The organism is Serratia sp. JSRIV006, from assembly GCF_019968685.1.
In the GTDB taxonomy this organism is placed as follows: domain Bacteria; phylum Pseudomonadota; class Gammaproteobacteria; order Enterobacterales; family Enterobacteriaceae; genus Chania; species Chania fonticola_B.
The window spans coordinates 4,884,503-4,906,858 of record NZ_CP074137.1 but is presented as its reverse complement, the minus strand read 5'-3'; the positions used below and the strand labels follow the sequence as shown (position 1 = coordinate 4,906,858).

Annotated in this window: 21 protein-coding genes and 1 pseudogene; 17 read left to right on the top strand and 5 right to left on the bottom strand. The window is 48.3% G+C overall.

The window, feature by feature from the left end:
- Window positions 1-26 precede the first annotated feature (26 nt).
- Together KGP16_RS22655 and KGP16_RS22650 are read right to left on the bottom strand one after the other, a co-directional pair.
- On the bottom strand, window positions 27-806 hold the full coding sequence (locus KGP16_RS22655; protein ID WP_021806799.1) for a helix-turn-helix transcriptional regulator: 780 nt from the start codon (window positions 804-806) through the stop codon (window positions 27-29).
- A gap of 115 nt (window positions 807-921) precedes the next feature.
- The gene (locus tag KGP16_RS22650; protein ID WP_024529112.1) at window positions 922-1,242 is read right to left on the bottom strand and encodes a FaeA/PapI family transcriptional regulator; all 321 of its coding nucleotides are present in this window, start codon (window positions 1,240-1,242) and stop codon (window positions 922-924) included.
- A 762-nt stretch (window positions 1,243-2,004) separates the two neighbouring features.
- Between KGP16_RS22650 and KGP16_RS22645 the strand changes: the two genes are divergently transcribed.
- From KGP16_RS22645 to KGP16_RS22610, 8 genes are all read left to right on the top strand, one after another.
- A complete protein-coding gene (locus KGP16_RS22645; RefSeq protein ID WP_021179563.1) occupies window positions 2,005-2,544 on the top strand; it encodes a fimbrial protein in 540 nt (179 codons plus the stop codon).
- Between the two features lie 69 nt (window positions 2,545-2,613).
- Entirely contained in the window at window positions 2,614-3,150 is a 537-nt protein-coding gene (locus KGP16_RS22640; RefSeq protein ID WP_223500390.1) for a fimbrial protein, read from the top strand.
- 122 nt (window positions 3,151-3,272) lie between these two features.
- Complete coding sequence (locus KGP16_RS22635) at window positions 3,273-5,849, top strand: outer membrane usher protein (protein WP_371822647.1); 2,577 nt, start codon at window positions 3,273-3,275, stop codon at window positions 5,847-5,849.
- A gap of 8 nt (window positions 5,850-5,857) precedes the next feature.
- A complete protein-coding gene (locus tag KGP16_RS22630; protein ID WP_021179566.1) occupies window positions 5,858-6,607 on the top strand; it encodes a fimbria/pilus periplasmic chaperone in 750 nt (249 codons plus the stop codon).
- Window positions 6,608-6,671: 64 nt separating this feature from the next.
- Complete coding sequence (locus KGP16_RS22625) at window positions 6,672-7,208, top strand: fimbrial protein (RefSeq protein ID WP_223500389.1); 537 nt, start codon at window positions 6,672-6,674, stop codon at window positions 7,206-7,208.
- Window positions 7,209-7,221: 13 nt separating this feature from the next.
- Window positions 7,222-7,710, top strand: coding sequence for a fimbrial protein (locus KGP16_RS22620; RefSeq protein WP_021806797.1), 489 nt, complete (start codon window positions 7,222-7,224; stop codon window positions 7,708-7,710).
- 14 nt (window positions 7,711-7,724) lie between these two features.
- A complete protein-coding gene (locus tag KGP16_RS22615; RefSeq protein WP_094983130.1) occupies window positions 7,725-8,255 on the top strand; it encodes a fimbrial protein in 531 nt (176 codons plus the stop codon).
- Between the two features lie 79 nt (window positions 8,256-8,334).
- Window positions 8,335-9,162: an adhesin gene (locus KGP16_RS22610; RefSeq protein WP_223500388.1), complete on the top strand. Its 828-nt coding sequence runs from the start codon at window positions 8,335-8,337 to the stop codon at window positions 9,160-9,162.
- Window positions 9,163-9,602: 440 nt separating this feature from the next.
- Here the strand turns inward: KGP16_RS22610 and KGP16_RS22605 are convergent, their stop codons facing one another.
- Together KGP16_RS22605 and KGP16_RS22600 are read right to left on the bottom strand one after the other, a co-directional pair.
- Window positions 9,603-9,890 carry a PapB/FocB family fimbrial expression transcriptional regulator gene (locus KGP16_RS22605; protein WP_051363740.1) on the bottom strand — a complete coding sequence of 96 codons (288 nt, stop codon included), beginning with the start codon at window positions 9,888-9,890 and terminating at the stop codon, window positions 9,603-9,605.
- Window positions 9,891-10,029: 139 nt separating this feature from the next.
- Window positions 10,030-10,695 (bottom strand): DUF3313 domain-containing protein, encoded by a 666-nt coding sequence (locus tag KGP16_RS22600; protein WP_223500387.1) that lies wholly within the window; start codon window positions 10,693-10,695, stop codon window positions 10,030-10,032.
- Between the two features lie 1,339 nt (window positions 10,696-12,034).
- On the opposite strand from KGP16_RS22600, the gene KGP16_RS22595 reads away from it, so the two are divergent.
- The 8 genes from KGP16_RS22595 (at window position 12,035) to KGP16_RS22560 (ending at window position 20,105) form a co-directional block, all read left to right on the top strand.
- Complete coding sequence (locus tag KGP16_RS22595; protein WP_152525728.1) at window positions 12,035-12,715, top strand: hypothetical protein; 681 nt, start codon at window positions 12,035-12,037, stop codon at window positions 12,713-12,715.
- Between the two features lie 110 nt (window positions 12,716-12,825).
- Window positions 12,826-13,131: a PapB/FocB family fimbrial expression transcriptional regulator gene (locus KGP16_RS22590; protein WP_051363739.1), complete on the top strand. Its 306-nt coding sequence runs from the start codon at window positions 12,826-12,828 to the stop codon at window positions 13,129-13,131.
- 418 nt (window positions 13,132-13,549) lie between these two features.
- Window positions 13,550-14,071 carry a hypothetical protein gene (locus tag KGP16_RS22585; RefSeq protein WP_037376178.1) on the top strand — a complete coding sequence of 174 codons (522 nt, stop codon included), beginning with the start codon at window positions 13,550-13,552 and terminating at the stop codon, window positions 14,069-14,071.
- Window positions 14,072-14,140: 69 nt separating this feature from the next.
- The gene (pefC, locus tag KGP16_RS22580) at window positions 14,141-16,618 is read left to right on the top strand and encodes a PefC/AfrB family outer membrane usher protein (protein WP_021806794.1); all 2,478 of its coding nucleotides are present in this window, start codon (window positions 14,141-14,143) and stop codon (window positions 16,616-16,618) included.
- Between the two features lie 28 nt (window positions 16,619-16,646).
- A complete protein-coding gene (locus KGP16_RS22575; protein WP_223501559.1) occupies window positions 16,647-17,309 on the top strand; it encodes a fimbrial chaperone in 663 nt (220 codons plus the stop codon).
- Window positions 17,310-17,678: 369 nt separating this feature from the next.
- Entirely contained in the window at window positions 17,679-17,876 is a 198-nt protein-coding gene (locus KGP16_RS22570; RefSeq protein WP_223500386.1) for a hypothetical protein, read from the top strand.
- Between the two features lie 196 nt (window positions 17,877-18,072).
- On the top strand, window positions 18,073-19,251 hold the full coding sequence (locus KGP16_RS22565; RefSeq protein ID WP_223500385.1) for a hypothetical protein: 1,179 nt from the start codon (window positions 18,073-18,075) through the stop codon (window positions 19,249-19,251).
- Window positions 19,252-19,409: 158 nt separating this feature from the next.
- A complete protein-coding gene (locus tag KGP16_RS22560) occupies window positions 19,410-20,105 on the top strand; it encodes a LuxR C-terminal-related transcriptional regulator (RefSeq protein WP_037376175.1) in 696 nt (231 codons plus the stop codon).
- A 202-nt stretch (window positions 20,106-20,307) separates the two neighbouring features.
- Here KGP16_RS22560 and KGP16_RS22555 read toward each other — a convergent pair whose 3' ends face one another.
- Window positions 20,308-21,255, bottom strand: a complete 948-nt coding sequence (locus tag KGP16_RS22555) for a LysR family transcriptional regulator (RefSeq protein WP_021806789.1) — start codon at window positions 21,253-21,255, stop codon at window positions 20,308-20,310.
- Between the two features lie 308 nt (window positions 21,256-21,563).
- On the opposite strand from KGP16_RS22555, the pseudogene KGP16_RS22550 reads away from it, so the two are divergent.
- Window positions 21,564-21,921 (top strand): annotated as a pseudogene (locus KGP16_RS22550) (transposase); the annotation flags it as partial.
- Window positions 21,922-22,356 lie beyond the last annotated feature (435 nt).

Sequence of the window (22,356 nt, the reverse complement as noted above, 5' to 3'; positions counted from 1 at the left end):
GTTATAAATAGCCTCCGAGAACCCCCTCACGTTGAGACCGGCTCTCTCTGGACGAGGGGGTCTGGTTGTTTGTGCGCAGACAAGGCCGCATAAGGGCGGTCTTTTCTCTGCCGTACCACTAACTGTGCCGGAGAGATGAGAGTGGTTTCTGCGGGCACCTTTGGTTGCAGTGGCAAACGTGGCAGATTGATTGACGACCGTTCGTTCAGATAGTGTCCTCCCCCCTGCAGCAGCCATTGATACAGCTCCTGATTGCATCTGAAATTGAGCTTGCGCATGGCGTTCTGCTTATGGGCATTGGCGGTTTTATTGCTGATTTGCAAATAGTTGCCGGTATCCTGCCCGTTCATTCCCATGTGTATACAGCGCAACACCTCCTCTTCCCGCGACGTCAAAGGAGTCATACATGTGCAATCGTGGCTTGATGCTATTAGCGATGCGAAGGGCGAAAACAGCACGCTATCCAACCGCTCGTATAATGAGGATAACGGCTGGTGGCGGTACAGCGCCCTGGTATGGCATTGTTCGCAATGCACTCTTGGCTTGAGCTGGTTTTTGTTGCGCCCCTGCTCAGTGATAAAGAATACCATCGGATGATTTTTCCGCTGATGCAAGCGGTAATGCCATGGGTAGCTAGTGACCAGATCGCCCAGGAAAATGATGTCGATATCGCTGCCAACCTGTGTTTCCTCAAGCAGACGGATGTCCTGCTGATGGGCCTGAAAATAGGCTTGCAGCCCCAAGCCCAGACCATAGGTAAAATAACGGTCAGCATCGATTATCATGATGGACAGAGGTTGTTTCATGGCATGAGTTCCTTTCAACCGGCGTGTCTGCCTTACGTGAAACACCATGGCAGACACGGGATAGATAAATGTCAGTAGAAAAAAATCAAACACAAGTCAGAAGGGGGAGGCGTATTTAGCCTTCCGCCGCAACGGGCTGCGCTTCCCTTTTTTCATGATGTTTAGGTGATGGCGAGGGTTCAGCAATATACCAGCGTAAACTGTTATTGACAGCGCCAGAGGTAACATAAGCTTTTTTGTTTTCAACTAATCGCAGCAGATAGTAACGAGCAAGGTATATTGTTGTCTCGGAGTATTCTGCGATTTCCCGTGTCTTGGGCCATTGAACCTGCGGGGGAACGCCTGTGTGATGAATGTCGCGCTTGCAAAGGGTTTGTAGGGCAATAAAAACATTATTTAGCTGCTTTTCCCTTTCTTTATTGGTGCGATAAGACATGTCACTACCTCCTTTTAATGCGTCTTGATGGGTGCTATTCGGAATGGAATAATCCTATGCTGCTGTCTTTTGTTGCTAACTTTTCTAGGTGATCACAGGGGAATACTGTCAGAATCATAACCCCCATTTCTTCCTTATGAGGCGTCAGTTTACCATTCTAAGCTATCATGGACTATTGTTTCGTGAAAACCAAATTTACGATCAATGAGTTCGCAAATATCGCGTTTTGCAGCATAAAATACTAAGTAATTCGTTTTTGCGACCGTAGTCGTCGCAATAAGAATATTCTTGCATATAAATAAGGTTTTTATGGCGAAATTGCTCCATTTGGAAAACAACACTTTCAAAAATTATAGGTATTTGCAATAATTTTTTGGCGACAGGAGATGAGGTTGTCCGATGGAGAAGGTGCGAGAATTGTCTTATCATAAATGCCCGGATCAATGAAAAAATTGGTGCGTGGCTGCTTTATGGTTGAAGTTCTATCTATTCAGGGCTGTCGCATAAAGTTGTATTTTAATAATTCGCTTTATTCATCGGATGAAGCGCCGGGAGAGCCTTGTCTTTTCTGGTGATATGCCCCTTCGCAAATAAAGGGGAAGGAAAGGGATGCCTTCTTTTATACCAAATGAAAGGATGCTGCCGGGTATATCCATTACCGCCAAATAAAACAGCGTTGTTCTGATAGGCACCGTTTTAATTGTGTCGGGGTAGGTATGTCTGGATTTCTCGTTAAATTAACGTTTTAAGGATAAAGAAAACATGAAACTGACTAACATTGCGCTGGCTACGGTTCTGTCTCTGGGTATGGTCTCTCTGGCAAATGCTGATGCGGGTTCGGGCAAGGTAAATTTCGAAGGTAAAATCATTGATGCACCTTGCTCTATCGCTCCAGAAAGTATTGACCAGACCAAGAGCTTTGGCCAGGTGGCTAATGTGGAGCTGGTGAATGGTGGTAAATCTACTAACGTGGTGAACTTTGATATCAAACTGCAAGGTTGCGATATCTCTAGCAAGAACAAAGTACAGGTCACCTTCGCTGGTCCAAATGGCGGCGCAACTGGCACCACCAACACCCTGCTGGCCATCACTGGCGCGGCAAAAGGTGCAAGCATCGCGATGTTTGATGGTTCTAACCAACCGATCACCCTGGGTACTGCAACTACCGTGCAGAACCTGATTGCGGGTAACAACACTCTGAGCTTCACCGCCTTCCTACAGGGGCATGCCGGTACTACGTTGACCGATATCGTAGAAGGTGACTTCACCTCTACCACCAACTTTACCATGGCATACAACTAATAGTGGATGTTACTGCATGCGGTTTCCGCATGCAGTTTTTGCTGTCCTTGCTGATTACGGGAGCCAGGGATGTCGGTGAATAGTTTTGCGGCTACCTCGTTGTTTTTACTGGTGGGAGCTGTCACGGCGCTGCCGGTTTGGGGGGAAGGAAGCCAACTCAGCATGAACGGGGCGATAGTGGCTACCGCCTGCGATATTGACACCACCAGCCGAGACCAGACCGTTGATATGGGCACGCTGCCCTTTGATCGGATTATTAATGACAGTCAGGCATTGTCGCGGCCATTCAGTATCCGGCTGGTGAACTGCACGCTTAAGCACAGCAACAATAATATTCTGGGCAAGCAGCACTTTCGCGTCACGTTTGACGGTCGCAATGAAGATGGGCGTTTCGGCGTAGAGGGGCAGGCACGCGGCGTAGCGCTGGTGGTGAACGATGCGTTGGGGAATGAGGCCGTTCCAGGTAAGGCGTTGCCGCCGCAGACGCCGGTGTTGCAGGGCAAAGAAATGCTGCTGCATTACACCGCACGTATGGTCGCCAACAACCAGCCGTTGCAGACGGGCACCTATAGCGCTCAGGTGCGCTACCAGCTGGAATATCACTGAGCTGCAGGCTGACATGATAACGGATAGTCAGCACGCCTAGACAGATTTACTTCTCCGGCAGGGCATTCCCTTTAATAACAACCATAACGCCCGGGAAAGTTTTAACGCATAAAGGTCAATGGATGATGAGCACCCCACTTGTAGGAGTACAGGTTCCGCGCACCCGCTTGTTGCCGCTGTTGATTGCGCTGGCACTGGTGAATGGCCAGGTTTCTGCCGCTAAACCCATCGAATTCAATACCGACGTGCTCGACGTTCAGGAGCGCGGCAATATCGATTTGGGACGTTTTTCCCGCAGTGGTTACGTGATGCCGGGTGAATACAGCCTGCTGATTAACGTCAACCAGCAAGAACTGCCTGAACAGACGATCCCATTTTATCCCACGGACAAAGATCCAAACGTGACCGAAGCCTGTTTGTCTGCCGCTCTGGTGGAACAAATGGGGCTGAAAGAGGAATTTACCCGCGATCTGGCCTGGTGGCACAACGGGCAATGCTTGGTGATCGGTAGCCTCGAGGGGATGACGGCGCGCCCCGAGCTGGGCAGCAACACACTCTATCTCAGCGTTCCGCAGGCTTACCTGGAATACAGTTCTCCCGATTGGGATCCTCCCGCACGTTGGGATAACGGTATTCCCGGGCTGCTGCTGGATTACAACCTCAATGCTCAGAGTCAACGTCAGGATCAAAACGACGGTGTCGAGAAAGGCTATAACCTGAGCGGCAACGGGGTGGTGGGCGCCAATGCGGGAAGCTGGCGGCTGCGTGCCAGTTGGCAGACGCAAATTGACCATCAAACCGGCTCTGGGCAGTCCAGCCAGCGCAACTTTGAGTGGACACAGTATACCGCCTACCGGGCGATCGCGCGGCTCCGTGCCAAATTGACGGTGGGTGAAGACTTCCTCAATTCCGACATTTTCGACAGCTTCCGCTACACCGGGCTAAGCCTGGTAAGCGACGACGCGATGCTGCCACCGAACCTGCGCGGCTATGCGCCAGAGGTGAGTGGCGTGGCACGCACCAACGCCCGTGTGGTGGTCAGCCAGCAGGGGCGAGTGTTGTATGAATCTCTGGTGCCCGCTGGCCCGTTCCGTATTCAGGATCTGAGCAACGCGGTATCGGGACTGATGGACGTGCGGATCGAAGAGCAGGATGGAAGCGTCCAGGCGTTCACTATCAGCACGGCCAGCATCCCTTATCTGACCCGCCCGGGAATGGTGCGCTACAAGCTGGCGAGCGGGCGGCCAACAGACTGGCGGCACCGTACGCAAGGGCCGCTATTCGGTAGCGGTGAATTCTCTTGGGGCGTCAGCAATGGTTGGTCACTGTTCGGCGGTGGCGTGGTGGCCGGTGATGAGTACAACGCGTTGGCGGTGGGGATTGGCCGCGACCTGATGGCGTTTGGTGCACTGTCGTTTGACGTGACTCAGTCGCGGGCGAGTTTGCCGCAGGGGGACACGCTAAGCGGGGGATCCTATCGTCTGCGCTATTCGAAGAACTTTGACCAGATTGGTGGCCAGGTGACCTTTGCCGGCTATCGTTTCTCGGAACGTAACTTTATGTCGATGGGGGAATTCCTGGAGGTACGTAACCTCGGAACCCGCAGCCAGAGCGGCAAAGAGATGTACACGGTGTCCTACAGCCAGCAATTCCGCGAGATAGGGCTGACGGCCAACCTGAACTATGACCATCAGACCTATTGGGATCGGGACGCCAACGATCGCTACAGCCTGTCGCTGATGCGCTACATGGATATTGGCCGCTTCAAGAACCTCAGCCTGTCGATGACTGGCTACCGTAACCAGTACAACGGGCAGAATGACGACGGGGTGTTCCTGTCACTGTCGCTGCCTTGGGGTAACAGCGGTTCGATGAGCTACAGCGGCACGCTGGATCGCAATGACAACACCCACCGGGTCAGCTACTCAGACCGGGTCGGGGATCGTGGCAGCTATCAGGTGAGCACCGGCTTTACTCGCAAAGGGCCATTGGCCAGTGGTTTCTATAGTCACGAGGCGGATTGGGCGCAGATTAACGCCACCGCCAGTGCTCAATCCGGGAGCTACAGCACGGTGGGGTTGGCATTGCAGGGCGGGGTAACAGCAACTGCAGAAGGTGCAGCAATGCATAGGGTCGCTATTCCGGGCGGCACCCGTTTGCTGGTCGACACCGATGGTGTAGCCAATATCCCGATCCGTAACTACGGTGCCCCAGTGCGCACCAACCGCTACGGCAAAGCCGTGGTGGCTGACATGAACAGCTATTACCGCAACCGGGTGAATATCGATTTGGATAAGTTGCCGGATAACGCCGAAGCGATGAAGTCGGTGGTGCAGGCCACGCTGACGGAAGGCGCGATAGGCTATCGCCGGTTTGACGTGATAGCGGGTGAGAAGGCCATGGCGGTGATCCGTCTGGCAGATGGCACGATGCCGCCGTTTGGGGCAACGGTGCAGAACCTGAAAAAACGCGATGTGGGGATCGTCAGCGACGCCGGCAGCGTATACCTGAGTGGTATTGAGCGCGGTGAAACGATGACGGTTCACTGGGATGAACAGGCGCAGTGTGAACTGACATTACCGGCGGTATTGCCAGCGAACGGCATGGCTGAGCTCTTGCTGCCTTGCCGGGCGATAACCGCGAAAAAAGACACCACAGACCTGGCCGCAATACAGAAAAAGGCTGAGACAATACAATGAGATACGAAATGACGAAAACCAATACGGGGATGGCGCTGGTCGCCGCAACCTTACTGTGCGCGCTGACCACGCAGGCCCAGGCGGCGATCGCGCTAGATCGTACCCGGATCATCTTTCCTGGCGGCGATAAGTCGGTGAGCCTGAACGTCAACAATGACAACCCGCAATTGCCCTATCTGGCTCAGGGCTGGATAGAGGATACCAAGGGCAACAAGGTGACCAGCCCGTTAACGGTACTGCCGCCGGTACAGCGCATCGAACCGGGTGCCAAGAGCCAGGTGAAGGTACAGGCGTTACCGGTGTTGAGCCAACTGCCACAGGATCGGGAAACGCTGTTCTACTTCAACCTGCGTGAAATCCCGCCGAAGAGTGACAAGGCTAACACCTTGCAACTGGCGTTGCAGACGCGCATCAAACTGTTCTATCGGCCAAAAGCGCTGGTGAAAACGGTCACCGAGATGGCGACGCCGTGGCAGGACCAACTGACGTTGACTAAGCAGGGCGACAAGTATGTGGTGAACAACCCGACGCCGTACTACGTGACGCTGGTGGATGCGGGCAGCAGAAAGGGCGTCAGCGCAACGGGTTTTGAGCCGCTGATGCTGGAGCCGAAAAGTAGTGCTCCTTTAGGTATTAGCGCGTCGGTATTAGGGGGATCGCCAGTGCTGACCTACGTCAACGATTATGGCGGCCGCCCAGTGCTGACGTTCCGTTGCGGCGGATCGGACTGTCAGGTGGAACCGGCGAAGAAGAGTTAATTGAAACCGGTCGTGCCAGGTTACAGGGAGAGGGCGCGGGGTCAGGTCTGCAAGGAGAGAACGTATGCAACAATATTATCCTGTTCCTGGCAAACATCGCCGGGGGAGCATGAGATCGAGGGCCTCAGGCTATTGCCTTGCCGGGGTGCTATTCAGTGCCTTGCTGACCACTGTTCCGGTCAGCGCAATGCCGGTGAATATCAGGGGAACCGTTATACTGCCACCGCCCTGTACGATTAATAATAATCAAACCATTTGGGTGGACTTTGGCGATGAGGTGATGACCACCCGGATTGATGGCGTCAATTATAAGCAGACTATTGCCTATAGCCTGAGTTGTGACATCCAGAAATCCAACGATCTCAAAATGAGGATTCAAGGCGGCACGGCGGGCTTTGGGACCGGATTATTGAGCACCAATAAAGGTGATTTGGGTATCGCTTTGTACTATGGGACGCAACGGTTAAATATCAATACCTGGTTTAACTACACCTATCCCAATCAACCGGTGCTGTATGCGGTGCCGGTCAAGCGTAGCGGGGCCACCTTGACGGGGGGCGAGTTTACCGCCTCCGCCACGTTATTAATTGATTACCAGTAAGGGAGCACAAGACATGCGAATTCTACTGTTATCCCTACTGACCGCGGGTATAAGTGGCTTGTTATCTACCGCATTTGCCGCAGGGGGCGATATGAGGTTTCGAGGAACGCTGCTCGAACCACCGCCTTGTAGCATTAATAGCGGTAATAATATCATCGTTGATTTTGGCCTGAAGGTGGGTGTCAAAAAAGTGGATGGCGTTAACTATATGCAGAACATTAATTATGATCTGGTTTGTGAGCCAAATACCCATGGTTGGGCGTTAAAATTGAAGCTTACGGGGAACCCCGTTTCTTTTGATAACGCCGCGGTGCGAACCAATATTAACGGGCTGGGGATTAAAATCCTGCGAGACGGTCAACCCTTTGTTATTGGCAGTGAAATAACCATCACGCCGACCAGTAAACCCCAGCTTAAAGCCGTACCGGTGCAGCAGGTGGGCATAACCCTAACGGAAGGCGCGTTTGAAGCAATGGCAACGCTGCAGGCTGATTATCAATAACAGGGAGATATATCATGCGATTTTCGGCACTGTTACTATCCCTGACTGTAGGGTTTTGCGGTTTATCCAGCGTATCACTGGCGGTTGATAACGTACGCTTTAGAGGCGCTTTGGTGGCTGACCCTTGCACATTGCGAGTCACGGATGAAAATATCAATATCGATTTTGGTTCCATCGTTGAGAAATACCTTTATATCAACACCCGTACGCTAGGGGTGCCGTTGGTATTACATCTCGATGATTGCGATCTTAGCCTGGGAAATATGGTGAAGCTGACCTTTTCCGGTACGGAAAATAGCAGATTGAACGGTCTGTTGGCGATATCCGGGGCGAGCCAGACCAGCGGTATTGGCATAGGTATTGAAACGCAGCAGGGAAATAAGGTCGCGATCAATACCGGTCGCTATAACCAAGGGCTGATCGCGGGCAATAATACCATTAGCCTGCGGACCTATGTGCAGGGTGAACCCGATGCGATTAGCCAAAAAACCATTAACCCTGGCGACTTTACCGCCAGCGCGACGTTTTTATTGGAATACGAGTAGCCCGTAATACGGCTTACCCTGAAATCGATGGCGCGACTAATAAGTCCGCGGTAGATAAGGGATGATCACAGGGGTAGTTATGCAAGCCATTAAAGCGATACTTTTTGCTGTCACGTTGCTGACAACGTATAGCGCCAATAGCGCGATTTATTCTTATATTACCCGTAGTGAGGGGACACCCGAGAACGCCAAATATTGGTGGACTATTGAATACTGGGATACCGTTGATGCCACACCAAATCCGTGTTACGGGTGGGGGCAATGTACGGTATTTATTGGCCACCGGCACAGTGATGCTGGAGAGGCCGGTCCTGGTGTTTCAGATGGTGGCGAATACCTTGACGGTATCCAGAATTTGCGCACGGTAGGCGACGTAGGGGCGGCTTTTCAGCGTAAGTATTCGCTACCACGCAGTGGAACTCAGAATCACGTTGGCCCAGCGGTGACGCAGGAATGTGTAGGGATGTACTATAAAACGACAGCTGGAACCTCCAGTGCCGGTGGCAGCACCATGATGCCCAGCAGCCTATGCGGGATTGTACCGCCGCCGGTGGGTAAATGTGAATTTACTGAAACCAGCGTTGAACTGATCCACGGCCAGGTTCAATTGAGGGACATTGAAGGACATCAAGCCCGGCAGACTGGTTATGTCCGTTGCACGCAAGAAATGGACGTGATGGTTTACCTTGCAGGGTCGGCCGGAAACGGTATGGTCAATCTCAGAAGCGACGGTAGCCTGCAAACCCGCTTGACGATTGATGGAGTGAGTGGCTCAACCGGGGTCAGGATACATGCTTTGGCGTCGACCAAGATGCCGCTGGAGTTCGTCTCTACGCTGACTAAGGTGGGAGCCGTGGAAGCCGGTGATTTCTTCGGATCGGCCACCGCAATACTGACTATGCCTTAGTGACTGATATCGGGCGCGGCATGCGGCTGCTTCAACCGGCCCCATGCTGAGCCCAGCGAGTGGAAAAAGGCCAGTATCAGACGATGGCTACCATAAACAGCGATTCTTATGAGCAAGTGATGCTGACAGGTATTAATGAATGAGTAAAAAATAATTATATGTGCCTTTGCCCCGCTTTAGTCATCCAGATAGTGGATACAAAAAAGAATACACTCCTCTTATATATGACGATACGCAATCATATCCTCTGGTGGATTAAACGAGTGAGCTACTCCAGTTATGCGATAACGATAGGTTGTGATGTTTTTTATGTAAAACTTTCTCCGCTTGGCAAGCCGTAAGTGTTTGTTTGAGTATTGTTTTTATGGTTTGTTGTAAGGTGTTATGTTTTATTTATGGCAGTATAATATTTTGACGATTAAGTTGGGCGACTCTCATTCCTACTGCTGAGTACTAGCATTCAGTAATCCGGATGAGTACATCAGGGCAATGGTTCGATTCACTGTTTGCATATGGTGGTATTTCACCGAAAAATAACTTTGTGACACACTATGTTTCTCACAGGCTTTTTGGCGAGGGAGGCCATTGACTAACACATCCTCAAGAGCGTTCCTCATACTTTCACTCCGTAGAGTACAAACAGTTGCCAGAAGCAGGAAATATTCCTGGGCTACTTTCCCTGGGACCAGCGTACTGGGTAATTGGCGGTTGTTTTTTAATGCGTCCATTTGTCTTCCTTTAATAGTTGTGGAATAAATATCTTTATTAACTGTCGACTAAGTTATGAGTACTAAAACTAGTAGTGCAGTATCTTTTGACTCAGGGAGCGTCACTCCTGTTCCTCAGACGACAAAGTTAAAGAAATATTTACTGATTACTCTTTCCATAAAGAGATAGATCATTTACCAGTTCATCAATCGCTTCTTTCGCCTCTCCTACGGTCAGTTGTTTATGAGAGTTGCTGATGGTTGCTGATTGGCTCCGACGTACAGCCGTAATAAGCGGAATATGCGTTAGTGAATCACTCACTTCAATTTCGAAATAGAATGTGACATCCAGTGTCCGGTAGCCAGTAAGATACTGCGTTCCAGCTATCAGTACGGAGACTGGCATGATCTCCCACACATTCAGCCCCTGCTTTTGCAAATCCACAGCCGTTATCGCTGGGCGAAGCGTTAAGGTCCGAGCGCCAGGTCTATCAACAACGGGAACGCTGCTCTTGAGCGTTTGATGGAGTTTGGTATTGGTATAATCCAGAATAGCCTGAATTTTTTCTCTTTTTGCCTGTTCTAAAATAGGAATGTCGGGCCAGAAAGTAACTGGGGCAATATAGACAGAATCATAATCGCTCGTTTTATAACTCGATGAGGTCCAACGAAGAACAGGAACGCCAGACGCTGACCGTTCTGGTTGCAGATGACTGTAATCGTTTAGAAAATCGGAATATCGATTTGGTTCAGTGTATTTACCCGCGCATCCAGATAATGCTACAGCTAAAAGAAAGCAAAGAACAAATTGAAGTGTATTTTTCATTACTTGGATGTCTACCTTGATAGTTATACGACGGTCATAAAAAGAATCAGTTCACTGCCATTTACAGTGTTTTAAGATTTATGCTAAATGTGTTTCATTAGCATGGTTATTATTTTCTCGTTAAGATTTTATCTACCTCACATCTTTTTACCATGAGTAAGGTGAAGTTCATTAACATTAGCATCCATCCCCAACGAATTTTTCGATATCTCACAACAGACAGCCATTTAACACCTCTTCCAATTTTAATTATTGTCTATTAAGAAAATATACCTCCATTTTGTTTATGAGTTGAAAGTATTACATCTAAAATAAAACTTCAATGCACTGCATTGAAATAAATTTCGATTAAGTTAAAAAATCGATTTAATACAGTGGTTTGCTATATATATTGTTTTTTATATAAATAAATACAAAAATATCCTTCCCACAACTGAACTGTGTAATACCGATATTTGTTCACGTTATGCGCAATGAAGGAGTGGCAAGTTTTTATCCTGGCGACAACAGAATGGCACACTACGGCGATGTTGAAGGTACTTGATTTTTTGCTAGCTGTGTTCTCGGCGGAACACGGGATGTTAACCAAAATCCGATTGACCTAGAGAAAGAGACGGACATCATACTATCTATAGGGTGAGCTTTCTTGCCTACTCTGCTTAATGGCTACACACCGGTAAGAGGTAAACCGCCAGGTGTTATTTCCTCTCAACCGGTGTATCCATGTACGCCGCAAGGCACTAGTCATGGGCTAGGCGCGGTAGGAGATATCCGTTGTTGCCATTAACAGTGCTTATCTGGAGTAAATGATACAGGCGGGAATCAATGAGGCGAACAAAAACATCCTCACCTACGTTTACTTTGGTTCGGACATTCTGATCATGGCCGTAAACTTTTCACTGGTTCATCATTAGTAAGAAAGATTCTGAATTTTGTAAAGATATCGCACGATTCAACCTGTCTAATGTTACCGGTAAAGTCAATTTAATTGACATCTTTTCCCAAGTGGATACTTATCTTCTGTTTTTTTGACCAATAAAACAACTCTATGTATTGATTGGTTTTTACAATTAATTTATATTTCAATTTAATTGTAATTGATTTTTTTAACTATATGAGTTTGTGGATATTTATAATTAAATTGTAAATCCAAGATCAATGATAATTATCTAAAAGCAAGCTAATGCTTTTAATTGTCAATATTTCTATATATTAGTGAAATTAATCAACAGGATTAAAAAATTTTGTTTTTGAGATTATTTGTCGGGCGCTATTATTGCCCACATCAAAAGCAGGGGGTATCCTGTATCAGCATGTATAGATAAGCCTGTTTTATGGGTTGGGAAATAAATTTATAAATATTATTGTGTACTCAAGGAATACGGTTACTGGCGTCGCGCTTGAATACTTGTGTCAGCCAAAATCAGGCTGTGATGTTTATGTTGAAAGAACATGCAGTATCGACATTTTATTTGAAACCCTATCTGCCACTCGACCGGACTTACTCATTATTGATGGCGCACCGAGGCGTCATTTCAACCTTATTCGTGAGTTACGTGCGAACTGGCCAGCATTGTCATTAATGGCGACGCAACACTATTTTTTATTTTCAGACAGAATGATGCAGGAGTATTTTGGGCTTCTATTTCTGAAGGAGTATGATGCCTTGTTGGCTGGTTTTCCCAATATATCTGCTACAGAACACGTCGGCAAAGAATTTGCGGGGCCGGAATGGGCAGGGTGTCAGAGATCATCACTTGCAGAAATTCCGCGAGAGGTAGTTCTTACAGAGATTAATCAGTGGTTGCGTCAGCGACTTGCCGGTGTGGTTACCTCCCCAAAGGCTAGGGCTGTTGCGATAGACTTGCTGTCCCAAGGATATACGCCAGCAGAGGCTGGAAAGTTGCTCGGACGAAGCCATAAAGTCATCTACCACCATCGCCAAGTGATAGAGAAAGCGCTGAGGCTGAAGAATCCGGCAATGGAGCTAATACCTTCGTTGACCTTCAGTGATGCCTGAAACATCATCACTTATCAACTGGAGGGTTTTTCATAATAAGTTATAGTGCAAGTTGCTTTGTCGACAGCTAATAAAAATATTTGTGTTTAATAATTACTAAAGGCAGATAAATGTGTGCATTATACAATAACCGCCAGTTACCCAGTACGTTAGTCCCAGGGGAAGTGGCGGAGAGATATTTTCTGCTGCTGGCAGCCGTTTGTACCCTACGGGGGAAAAATATGCGAAACGCCCTTAAGGATGTGTTAGTCAATGGCCTGTCTCGCCAGGAGGCCTGTGAGAAACATAGTGTTTCGCAGAGTTATTTCTCGGTGAAATACCACCATATGCAAACAGTGAGTCGGACTATTGCCCTAATGTATACGCCTGAGTCTATGACTCAAGCCGAATCGCAGGAGGAGAGCAAGAGTATCTGAATAGTAAAGCTGATAGGGAAACTAAAAATGGAGTGAAAGGAGAGAATAAAGATACGGCTTAGTTAAGATTACGGATGCTCTACCAATCTGTGCCCCTCAATTTCCTGAAGGTTAGAATAATTATATCTTGAGCGCTTTTGTCTGTGGTTCTTGGTGTTAATGAGAATATATTGTTATCTCCTTGGTTTGTATTTAATGTCAATAGAGTTTTGATACCGGGGTGCTGTGATTTCGCCATTGCCAAAAATGGCGAAAGTAACACCTCGTGTTATCACGTAGTAATCATAGGGCACCTTGTAATTAAATTTAACTTTATATCTCAAGTGGAATTAACTGATTTATATCATTAGGTGTCTCTAAGTCGAAGTAGTGCACGAAACCTTTTAATCATTATTTATTAACTAGTAAAGGAAACAACATGGGAAAATTATTGGCCATCTCTGCTCTTGTTTTGGCAGTTACGTCTGGTGCAGCTGTGGCTGCTAATGGCGAAGTGCAGTTCCTGGGGGTAGTCACCGACACCACCTGTGACATCTTGCCGATTGTTGGTGGCGGTACTGTAAACAACTTGGTCCAACTGGGTACTGTGAGTACAAACGGCACGGGCGCCGCCGTCCCGTTTGCTTTGAAGGCCGATATGACCCAGGTCGGTTGCCAGAGTCTGACTGCTTCCAGCACAGCAACCATCGGCTGGAATGGTGCATTTGATACCAACGGCCTGAAAGCCCAGTCTGGTGCAGCTGTGAATGCTTGGGCTGCTATTGATACTGTTAACGCGAGTGTCACGCCAGCTCAAAGTATCAAGAGTTCCAATCTATCCGCTGATTTCTCTGGGGACGTACTGATCACGACGGGCGCAATGTTCGAAGCAACCTTGCACGGTGGTGACACTGCGGGTGACTACAGATCTGTTGCAGCTTTTGTTGTGGCTTACAACTAACAAGCCTGTTGGCCAGCTGGCAGCTACTGCTGGCCAACCGCTCTCTCTTTTCTCTGAAGGCAGCTTAACGTGAACACCAGACTACAATATCCTGCACTGCCATTGTCTGCGTTGAGCATCTTCTCTTCTCTGGGATATGCCGACGAAATCAACACAGCATTTATGCAAGGTATGACAGAAGTCCCCTCCATCTTAAGGGGCGAGGTCAGATATCCGGCAGGGCAGTATTATGTCGACGTGATGTTGAATGGCTCCCGCACCGGCCGTTTGGCTTTGAGCGTGGGCAGCGATGATGAAAAAAACAATCATCTGTGCCTTACTCCTGAGTGGCTGAAAAGCGCCAGTATCTTCTTCCTGCCCGAAGCCTATGCGAAGACTTTTGATAAGGTCCGTGGCTGCTACGTCCTGAGTCGTAAGGAAAACACTCACGTTGATTTTGACCTTGGTGCTCAGACGCTTGATTTTGGCATTCCCCAGGCCTGGCTGCTGGAGAAGAACGATGCCGCCCACTGGGACTACGGCATCAACGGTCTGCGTATCACCTACAGCGGCAACTTTAACAAGAACATTCAGAGCGTTAATACGGATTACAGTACTAATGAAAGTCTTAATGCCTTCGGCAGTCTGAAAACCAGCCTGAACCTCGGGCGTTGGATATTATCCGGGAATATTAACGCCACGCGAAATACCTGGGGCACTCAGGTCAACTCGAGCGACCTGACCCTATCAACGGCTATCAGTCAGATTAAGGGGGATCTGATGTTGGGTCGTTCGCAAACTCGCACAGAACTGTTCTCTGACTTCAGTTTTTACGGGGCCGCCATTCGTTCCAATAGTAACATGCGCGCCTGGCAAACCCGCGGATATGCTCCGCTTATTACTGGGGTAGCAGTAAATACCTCACGTATCACGGTTAGCCAGGGCGGATACACCATTTATTCCCGAGTCGTGCCGCCGGGCCCATGGAGGCTGGATGACATCACCTCCATCAGTAACGGTAACCTGATAGTGACCGTAGAGAATAATAGTGGCCAGAAAACGGTCACTGAATACCCTGTGGCAACCCTGCCGTCGCTGCTGCGTTCAGGGGATTACAATTATAACGTTGCCGTGGGACAGCGTAATGACAGCAACCGGATTGAGGATGCGTTCTCCTCCGGCAATGGCGCCTTTGCACTGACCAGTTTCGACTGGGGCCTGCCAGCAGGAACGGTCAACATGGCCACTCTTGTGCACGGCGGTTATCAAGCGGCCGGCCTCGGCTTTACCAAGCCTCTTGGGAAGTGGGGGGCTCTGTCTGCCAATCTGAACAGCTCGCGAGCGAAGTACGATGACGGTTCAGAACGTCAGGGGGTGAGTACCACCCTGAAGTACGCGAAAAGTTTCAGCAACAATACTGATATCCAATTGCTTACATATCGCTACCAAAGTCCAGGATATACCGAGTTTGCCAACTGGGAACCGCGGGAGCAGTACCGACGTAAAATCTATCTTACGGACAATCAGGATAGTCCGTACCGCTATGTCTATTTTGATGGGCGAGAGAAAGCGCGTTACGAGGCCCGAGTGAACCAGCGGGTCGACAATGTCTGGCTGAGCGGATCCTTCTGGCAGCAAACCTACTGGAATCGTGACCGGGATGCATTTGGTACAGGTCTATCAGCAAGCACCACTGTACTGGATGGGATCTCGCTCTTCATAAATGCCAACTGGTCACGCAATGCCTGGTCCACACAGGACGACTATTCGGCTTCGCTGGGGGTGAGTATTCCGTTCTCATTCAGGGGGATCCGACATTACGCCAGTAATACGATGGGTTACAACCGTTACAATGGGGCCTCGTTTAACACCAGCGCCTCGGCGACGGTGAACAATCGCCTCAACTACAGTGTGAGCGCTGGAACTGACGAGAAGCATAACAACACGGCAAGTGCTTCTGCGAGCTACGCCTTCGAGCGCATGCAGACCAACCTGGCCGTGTCACAGAACCGCAGTACCACCACTCTGTCTGGCAATTTGTCAGGGTCGGCTATTGCTACTGCCGAGAACGGTCTGTTGCTGACGAAAGAATCAACGGAGACCGTGGCTGTTCTGAAAATTAAAGATACCCCTGGAGTGACCTTTGGTGGCACATCCCTGCCAACCAATAGTAACGGTAGTACGGTGATGTTCCTATCGGCCTATAGCCCGACCACTATCAGTATTAACCCAGAAAACGTACCGGACAGCGCTGAGCTGCTAAACACGTCATACAACGTGGTGCCGACAGAGCGAGCCATTATCTATCGTGAATTTGATTACCAGAAAGTACAGCGTTACATCCTGCGTGTACGTGACGCGCAGGGGAACATTATGACTGGTGGCAGTGCCACCACGGAACAGGGGGTAGACGCTGGTTTCATCACTAACAATGGTGTGTTGCTGATGAACCTCTTATCTGCTCCGAAAACTATCTCCGTAGGTCGGACTGACGGAAAAACATGTCGTTTTGACGCCACCGGTCTGAAGGGCGGGGCAATTACAGTTCAGGAAACTCGTTGTGAATAGAAAAAGTGTATTACTGAGTATCACCCTTATGGTGGTACTGGTTACCGCTGCGGTCACCCCGGCGATGGCGGCATTTGTCCTTAACGGGACCCGATTTATTTATGAAGAAAGCAAGAAGAACATCTCACTGGAGGTAACCAACAACGCAAAGGGCACCTGGGGGGGGCAGGTGTGGATAGATAACACCACCCAGAACGGAGCGGACGTTTTTATGGTGCCTTCTCCACCGGTGTTTAAGGTGGATGCAGGGAAAAAGCAGGTGGTCCGCTTGATGAATGTCAACCCAGCCCTTCCAGCAGACCGAGAGTCACTGTTCTGGCTGAATGTCCAGGAATTGCCACCGAAACCGAAACAGGTGGATGGGAGTACCATTGCGATAGCCATGAATACGCGAGTGAAGTTGATATACCGGCCAAATGCCCTGACTGAAGGGCGTAAAGATGCCGAGAAGAAGCTGATCAAGCAGCGACGGGATAATGAGGTTTGGTTGAAGAACCCGACACCGTACTGGTTTGCGGTGACGGGCCTGAAACTGAACGGTAAAGAAGTAACGATACCGAAAGCAAAGCGCCAGGCACTGGCCCAACTGCCGCCGTTCAGTGAGGTGGACACCGGACTGCGTGGTGACGGGCAACTGACCGTACAGGCAATCAATGACTGGGGGGGTGGGCAGGATTATGACGTCCAGTAACACAGAGCAGAGAATAATATCATGAAGCGCAGGCTAGTATATTTCATGTTGCCAGCAGCGCTGCTGTTGTGTACCACCATGTTACCGGGGGCTAATGCCGTAAGCAACACGGATACTATTACTGTGACCGCAAGCTTCACGGCTCCACCATGCACGGTAGATATAGATGGCGCAGACAGCAAGACGGTCTCCCTCGGCGTGTTACATCTGGGAACCCAGGTTACAACTCCATTTAACCTGAACATCACCTGCAGCTATACCCGAATATCATCTGTCTATGCGGAAGTAGTGACCGGGATGGTGAACACTACCAACCCCACAGCAATAAACATGGTTAACGACGGTGACCTAGGTAATGCAGGAAGCCCAGTGCTTTTGAACTTATCTACGGCGGATAAACCTGACGGGATACTTTACGGCATTGACGGAGTCACCGACGTTATGCGGCAGTTCTGTTCAGGGACGGACACGCGTATCTGCACAGTGATACCCGCTACCACCGTCAATATCGGTACTAAACCCGGTAACGTGGTTGCTGCCATCCGGTTTACCATGGTCAACCCGTGATCAGATTGGGGTAACTGACACCGTTAGCCTGGTAGAGAAAATTATCGTCAGTTGATGAGGAACAACAGTGACCCTCAGCGAAAGGTATCGGATGTGTTGATTGGGTCATCCGTACCTCACAGGGTGAAGGTCCTGAGGTGTTTTACGACTCATATATCATTGACGAAAATAGAAAAGGAAGTTAAAGGAAAATAACATGTTCAGATTTGGCCTGATGACAGGCAGCGTTAAAAACTATTTGATGTACTACATTTTTCATAGCTTTCATGGGTGTGTCACGAATAACAAGCAGAACATAGGACGAAATAAAAGCCTCTCCACAGATACGTACTGTCATTTTAGCGTTGTGCTCTTCTTATTGGGGATAAGCCCAATGGGAATTGCATCAAGCCCTTGGACTTATCAGTGTTCAATTGAGAGTAATATGTCAACATATACATCATCATGGTATAATACGGTAGACCCAACACATTTTGATTTCCGGTTATTGGCTAGCACTCGGGAAATGACCGCTATTGATAATCATGGGCTTGAAAATAACGCACTGATCAGAAATGTAGAAGTTCTGAAAAATAGTCTTTATGACCTGATTCAGGTTCAGTTCATCAATGCCAGTGCAACAGCAACTGTCTATGGTTCAGCACTTTATGGAGATGAGCATACTTTCACTGGGTACGGGGTTCAGCCCCCTGAATCAACCAATTCTAATTTGATAAATTATATTCTTAACTGTAGCGGATACACCCATTGCATCACTATTCTGACACCGGTGAACGGCGTGTTGAGTTTTCAGATAAACAATAAACTGTCTTTCAGTTCGGCATTTTCAACTCCTCAACTTTCTATTTCTCTGAATCTGCCTGAAGGACCAAAAAATGAATACCAATCGCATAGCATGACTTTTACGGATACGCTGCTGGCGATTGGATATGGTATCTCCAGCCCGGTCGGGATCAATCTAGGGTCTGGAAGCTACTATTCAGCTCCCTCCCAGGTGTATCCCTTCAGAATTACCTGCAACAGAGAGGCGACTCCACTTACCGTAACACTCAATGACGGTAGCCCAGTCATCAGCTTTGGCACCGTATTGCTTCGACAGGATACAGTCGTCCGGCCACTCACCTGGAAAACATCGGGAAGCGGGCAGGCTGATATTTGGACTTTAACCTACGATAGCCCAACAAAAACCGGCGATACACTGTTACTGGGGGATGTCATGATCACTATCAAGGATGAATTGGGGAATATCATCCCCCTTGGAACACCAGTAACTATTAGGGGAACAAGTGGTGAACACACTTTGAGTCTGGATCCCAAAACTGACATGACGGGACTGCAGAGCACGAATCTTTCTGTAACTCTTACAGCCAACTGACAGACACCATAAATCAACATGCTTTACGGGATACTGTCCGAGTTTACCGTCTCTGTAGAACGGTGATGCAGCCAGCCTTTAATGCACGATTACCGATGGAGCCTGCGTTCTTGATAAGGGCTGAGGGTGATGTGAAGCCCATAATAAGTGAGCGAGAAATGGAAAATATTGTTCTGCTGTGTGAATGCGGTTTTACCCGCACAGCGTTGGAGGTGCTGTTGAAACCCCAAGCCCAGGTTTTCGGTGCTGCTGACGTTGAGCAGTGCCGGTTGTATATGTCGCGTTCTCTGGATGGTGAAGTAGACCTGGTTATCTTGTCAGTCAGCAATTACAGAATTGATGCCCTGCTGCGCCTGGCAACCTCGATACGTCGCTACCATCCCTCTTGCCAGGTACTGATGGATCCCGGTTCGGCCAGTATTCCGCTGCTGCGTTTTTATCTCAACTGTTTGAATAGCCATGCCGGGCTAATTGATTTAACCCAGACACTTCTGGTGCTACAGAGTTTCATTGGGCAGGTGATGCGCGGCGAGAAGGTGTTATCAACCAGAGAGATTATCTGTGGGGAACGACTGAGCGGGCGCGAGCGCAATGTTCTGCAGTGCTTGATGGAAGAACTTAATGCGCAAGATATTGCCAAGACTTTGGCGCTCAACGTCAAGACCATCAGTCATTACAAGCGCTCCGGGTTAAGCAAGTTGGGCGCTCGTAATATTCAGGACCTGTTGATACCTGCAGCTGACAGTTACCCCGACGTCAGTGCCACGATACAGTTACAGAATATTACTGATACTCTGACATATCAGAAGGCGACTACAGATTACCCGGTTAATAGGAATAATGAGTGCTCCTAACAGGACTAGGTGTAGATGTGGCAAGTAACAGCGGCAAATCGGGCATGTTCGGCAACAAGAGTGCTATGCAAATCGCGTCAGTTACTGTAAGTAAAAAGACCCTAGCCATCTACACCGCCCTGGCGGAGATAATGCCATTTCTGAGCTAATTCAGCAGTTTATTCTCCCCCAGAACTTGCGTTAATTTGCAGCAGCATACTAACTACTCACGGTTTACATCTTGCTCGATTTGCCGCCGAAGGGTTTCGAGTACGCTATCTAGTACATATTGAACACGCCATGGCTGGAACTCACGTTTACGAAAGATAGCTATCAGATCCAGCCGCCACTCATACTTGTGGTTAAAACAGGGAAGTAAAATTCCTTGTTGAACATATTGTTGAAGGTTCCCTTTTGGTGCCAAAACTATTCCCAAATTATTTCGTGCAAGTTCAAGAGCTATTTGTGAATTATCGCAGATATAATTCCCCGTAGCTCTGAACTCACGAAGCTCATCAAACTCATGATGATAAAAACGCCAGATATTGGCATCATCAATCATCATTGAGTCGATAAGAATACAGGAGTGATTCACCAACTCTTCGGGGCTGTTTATTGGATGCCTGTTTAAATACTCCTGTGTTGCATATGCGGTGACGGCATATTTCGTTAAATAACTGGCAACTAAACTTTCATCTTTTGGTAGCGTGTTTGTGATCAATATATCGCAATCGGCTGGAAACTCGGCACCTTCGAAGAACTCATGGCGATTGAGATTGTATGTCTTCAAATGAATGTGAATGTCATCAATGTTCTTTATTTCATGAATAACACTTTTGGAAAGATAGGAAATAATCCCCGTTGGCCCATAGATAGTCACTCGCCCACGTTTTTCATGCTTATAATCAGAAATAAAATTAGCTAGATCTTCATGTTTTTCCAAGGTCGCGTTAATATAAGGAACAAGGGTTTCGCCAAACTGAGTAAGAGCTAGGTATCGGGTAGTACGTTCAAAGACTTTTAAACCGATACGGGCTTCGAAGTCAGAGAGGTGCTTGCTGACATTTGCCTGAGCGATCCCTAGCAATGTAGCTGCATCTCCAATACTACGAGTTTCGGCGATGACAGAAATTATTTTTAAATCTCTAAGTTTAAACTGTAGTTCTTTCATTACTTTCTGCCATTCTGCAAGGTTTAATTTAATATTATGTAGCCATTTTCACTTAACTGGCAAGTTATAAATTACTTAGCTAATCTCGTGATACTGGTTAAAGTGATGGGGATTATTCATCACACTTATCGCGTCTGGCTTCTAAAAAAGGTTGGGCAGCATGATTTTAGTTATAAGAAGGCATAAGGTGTTCCCTATAAATTTGATACTGAGAAAAAACTTAATCTATGGAGCATTTCAGTGAATTAAAAGCCATTACTAGGCATTGAGCCCGTTTTATTTATTGATTTGGTTCTTCCGACGAACAGATCATCAGTATTCTCGGCGAGGCTGAAGCCGGGGTTTCGGCCCGTGGACTCTGCCGTAAGCATGAAATCTCCGACGTTAGTTCCTAAACATGGCGCAAAAAGTTTGGCGGTGTGGATGTGTCGGAAGTTAAGCGTATGAAAAATATCGAATAAGAGAACTTCGTCTGAAGAAACTACTTGCCGAAGCCATGCTGGATAAGGAGGCGCTTCAGATGGTTCTCAGGCAAAAAGCACTGACGACAGACCAGAAGCGGGAAGCTGTAGTAGTGATGTGTAACACGACGAGCTTATCACAACACCGTGCAGGCAGGCTTGTTTGTCGCTGTCAATATGCCGTTATGAGGAACAGCGCCTGGCAGTTTGATGTTCGTTTATCCTGACGTATCACTGAACTGGTACTCTGGTTTGAGATAATGCAGGTCGTAATGAGGTTCGGTGACGCCGGTGATCTCTGGCATCGCGAGAGTAATAGGCGAGGAAGATAAGTCTGTCATTGGGACAGACTTTGTCTGGAGTTGCCGCAGGAACGTTAGCTTGCTCCCACTGAACATCCCACCAAACCTCCTTTTTTGTTTCTCAAGCAAGAGTCGGTGCCGGATAATTTGAAAAACGGGATTCAGCTCACTCTTATTCACCCTGTAAAGGGGCTTTCATCTCAACTCAAATGCTTGGTTGAGGTCTGCATCGCGTTGGCATCAATGGTGCCAATAGATAACCCTATTAATAATTATCCTGAATACATCAATTGATAACCAATCATATTGTCTTATGTTTAAGTAAGATGCTTCTTGTT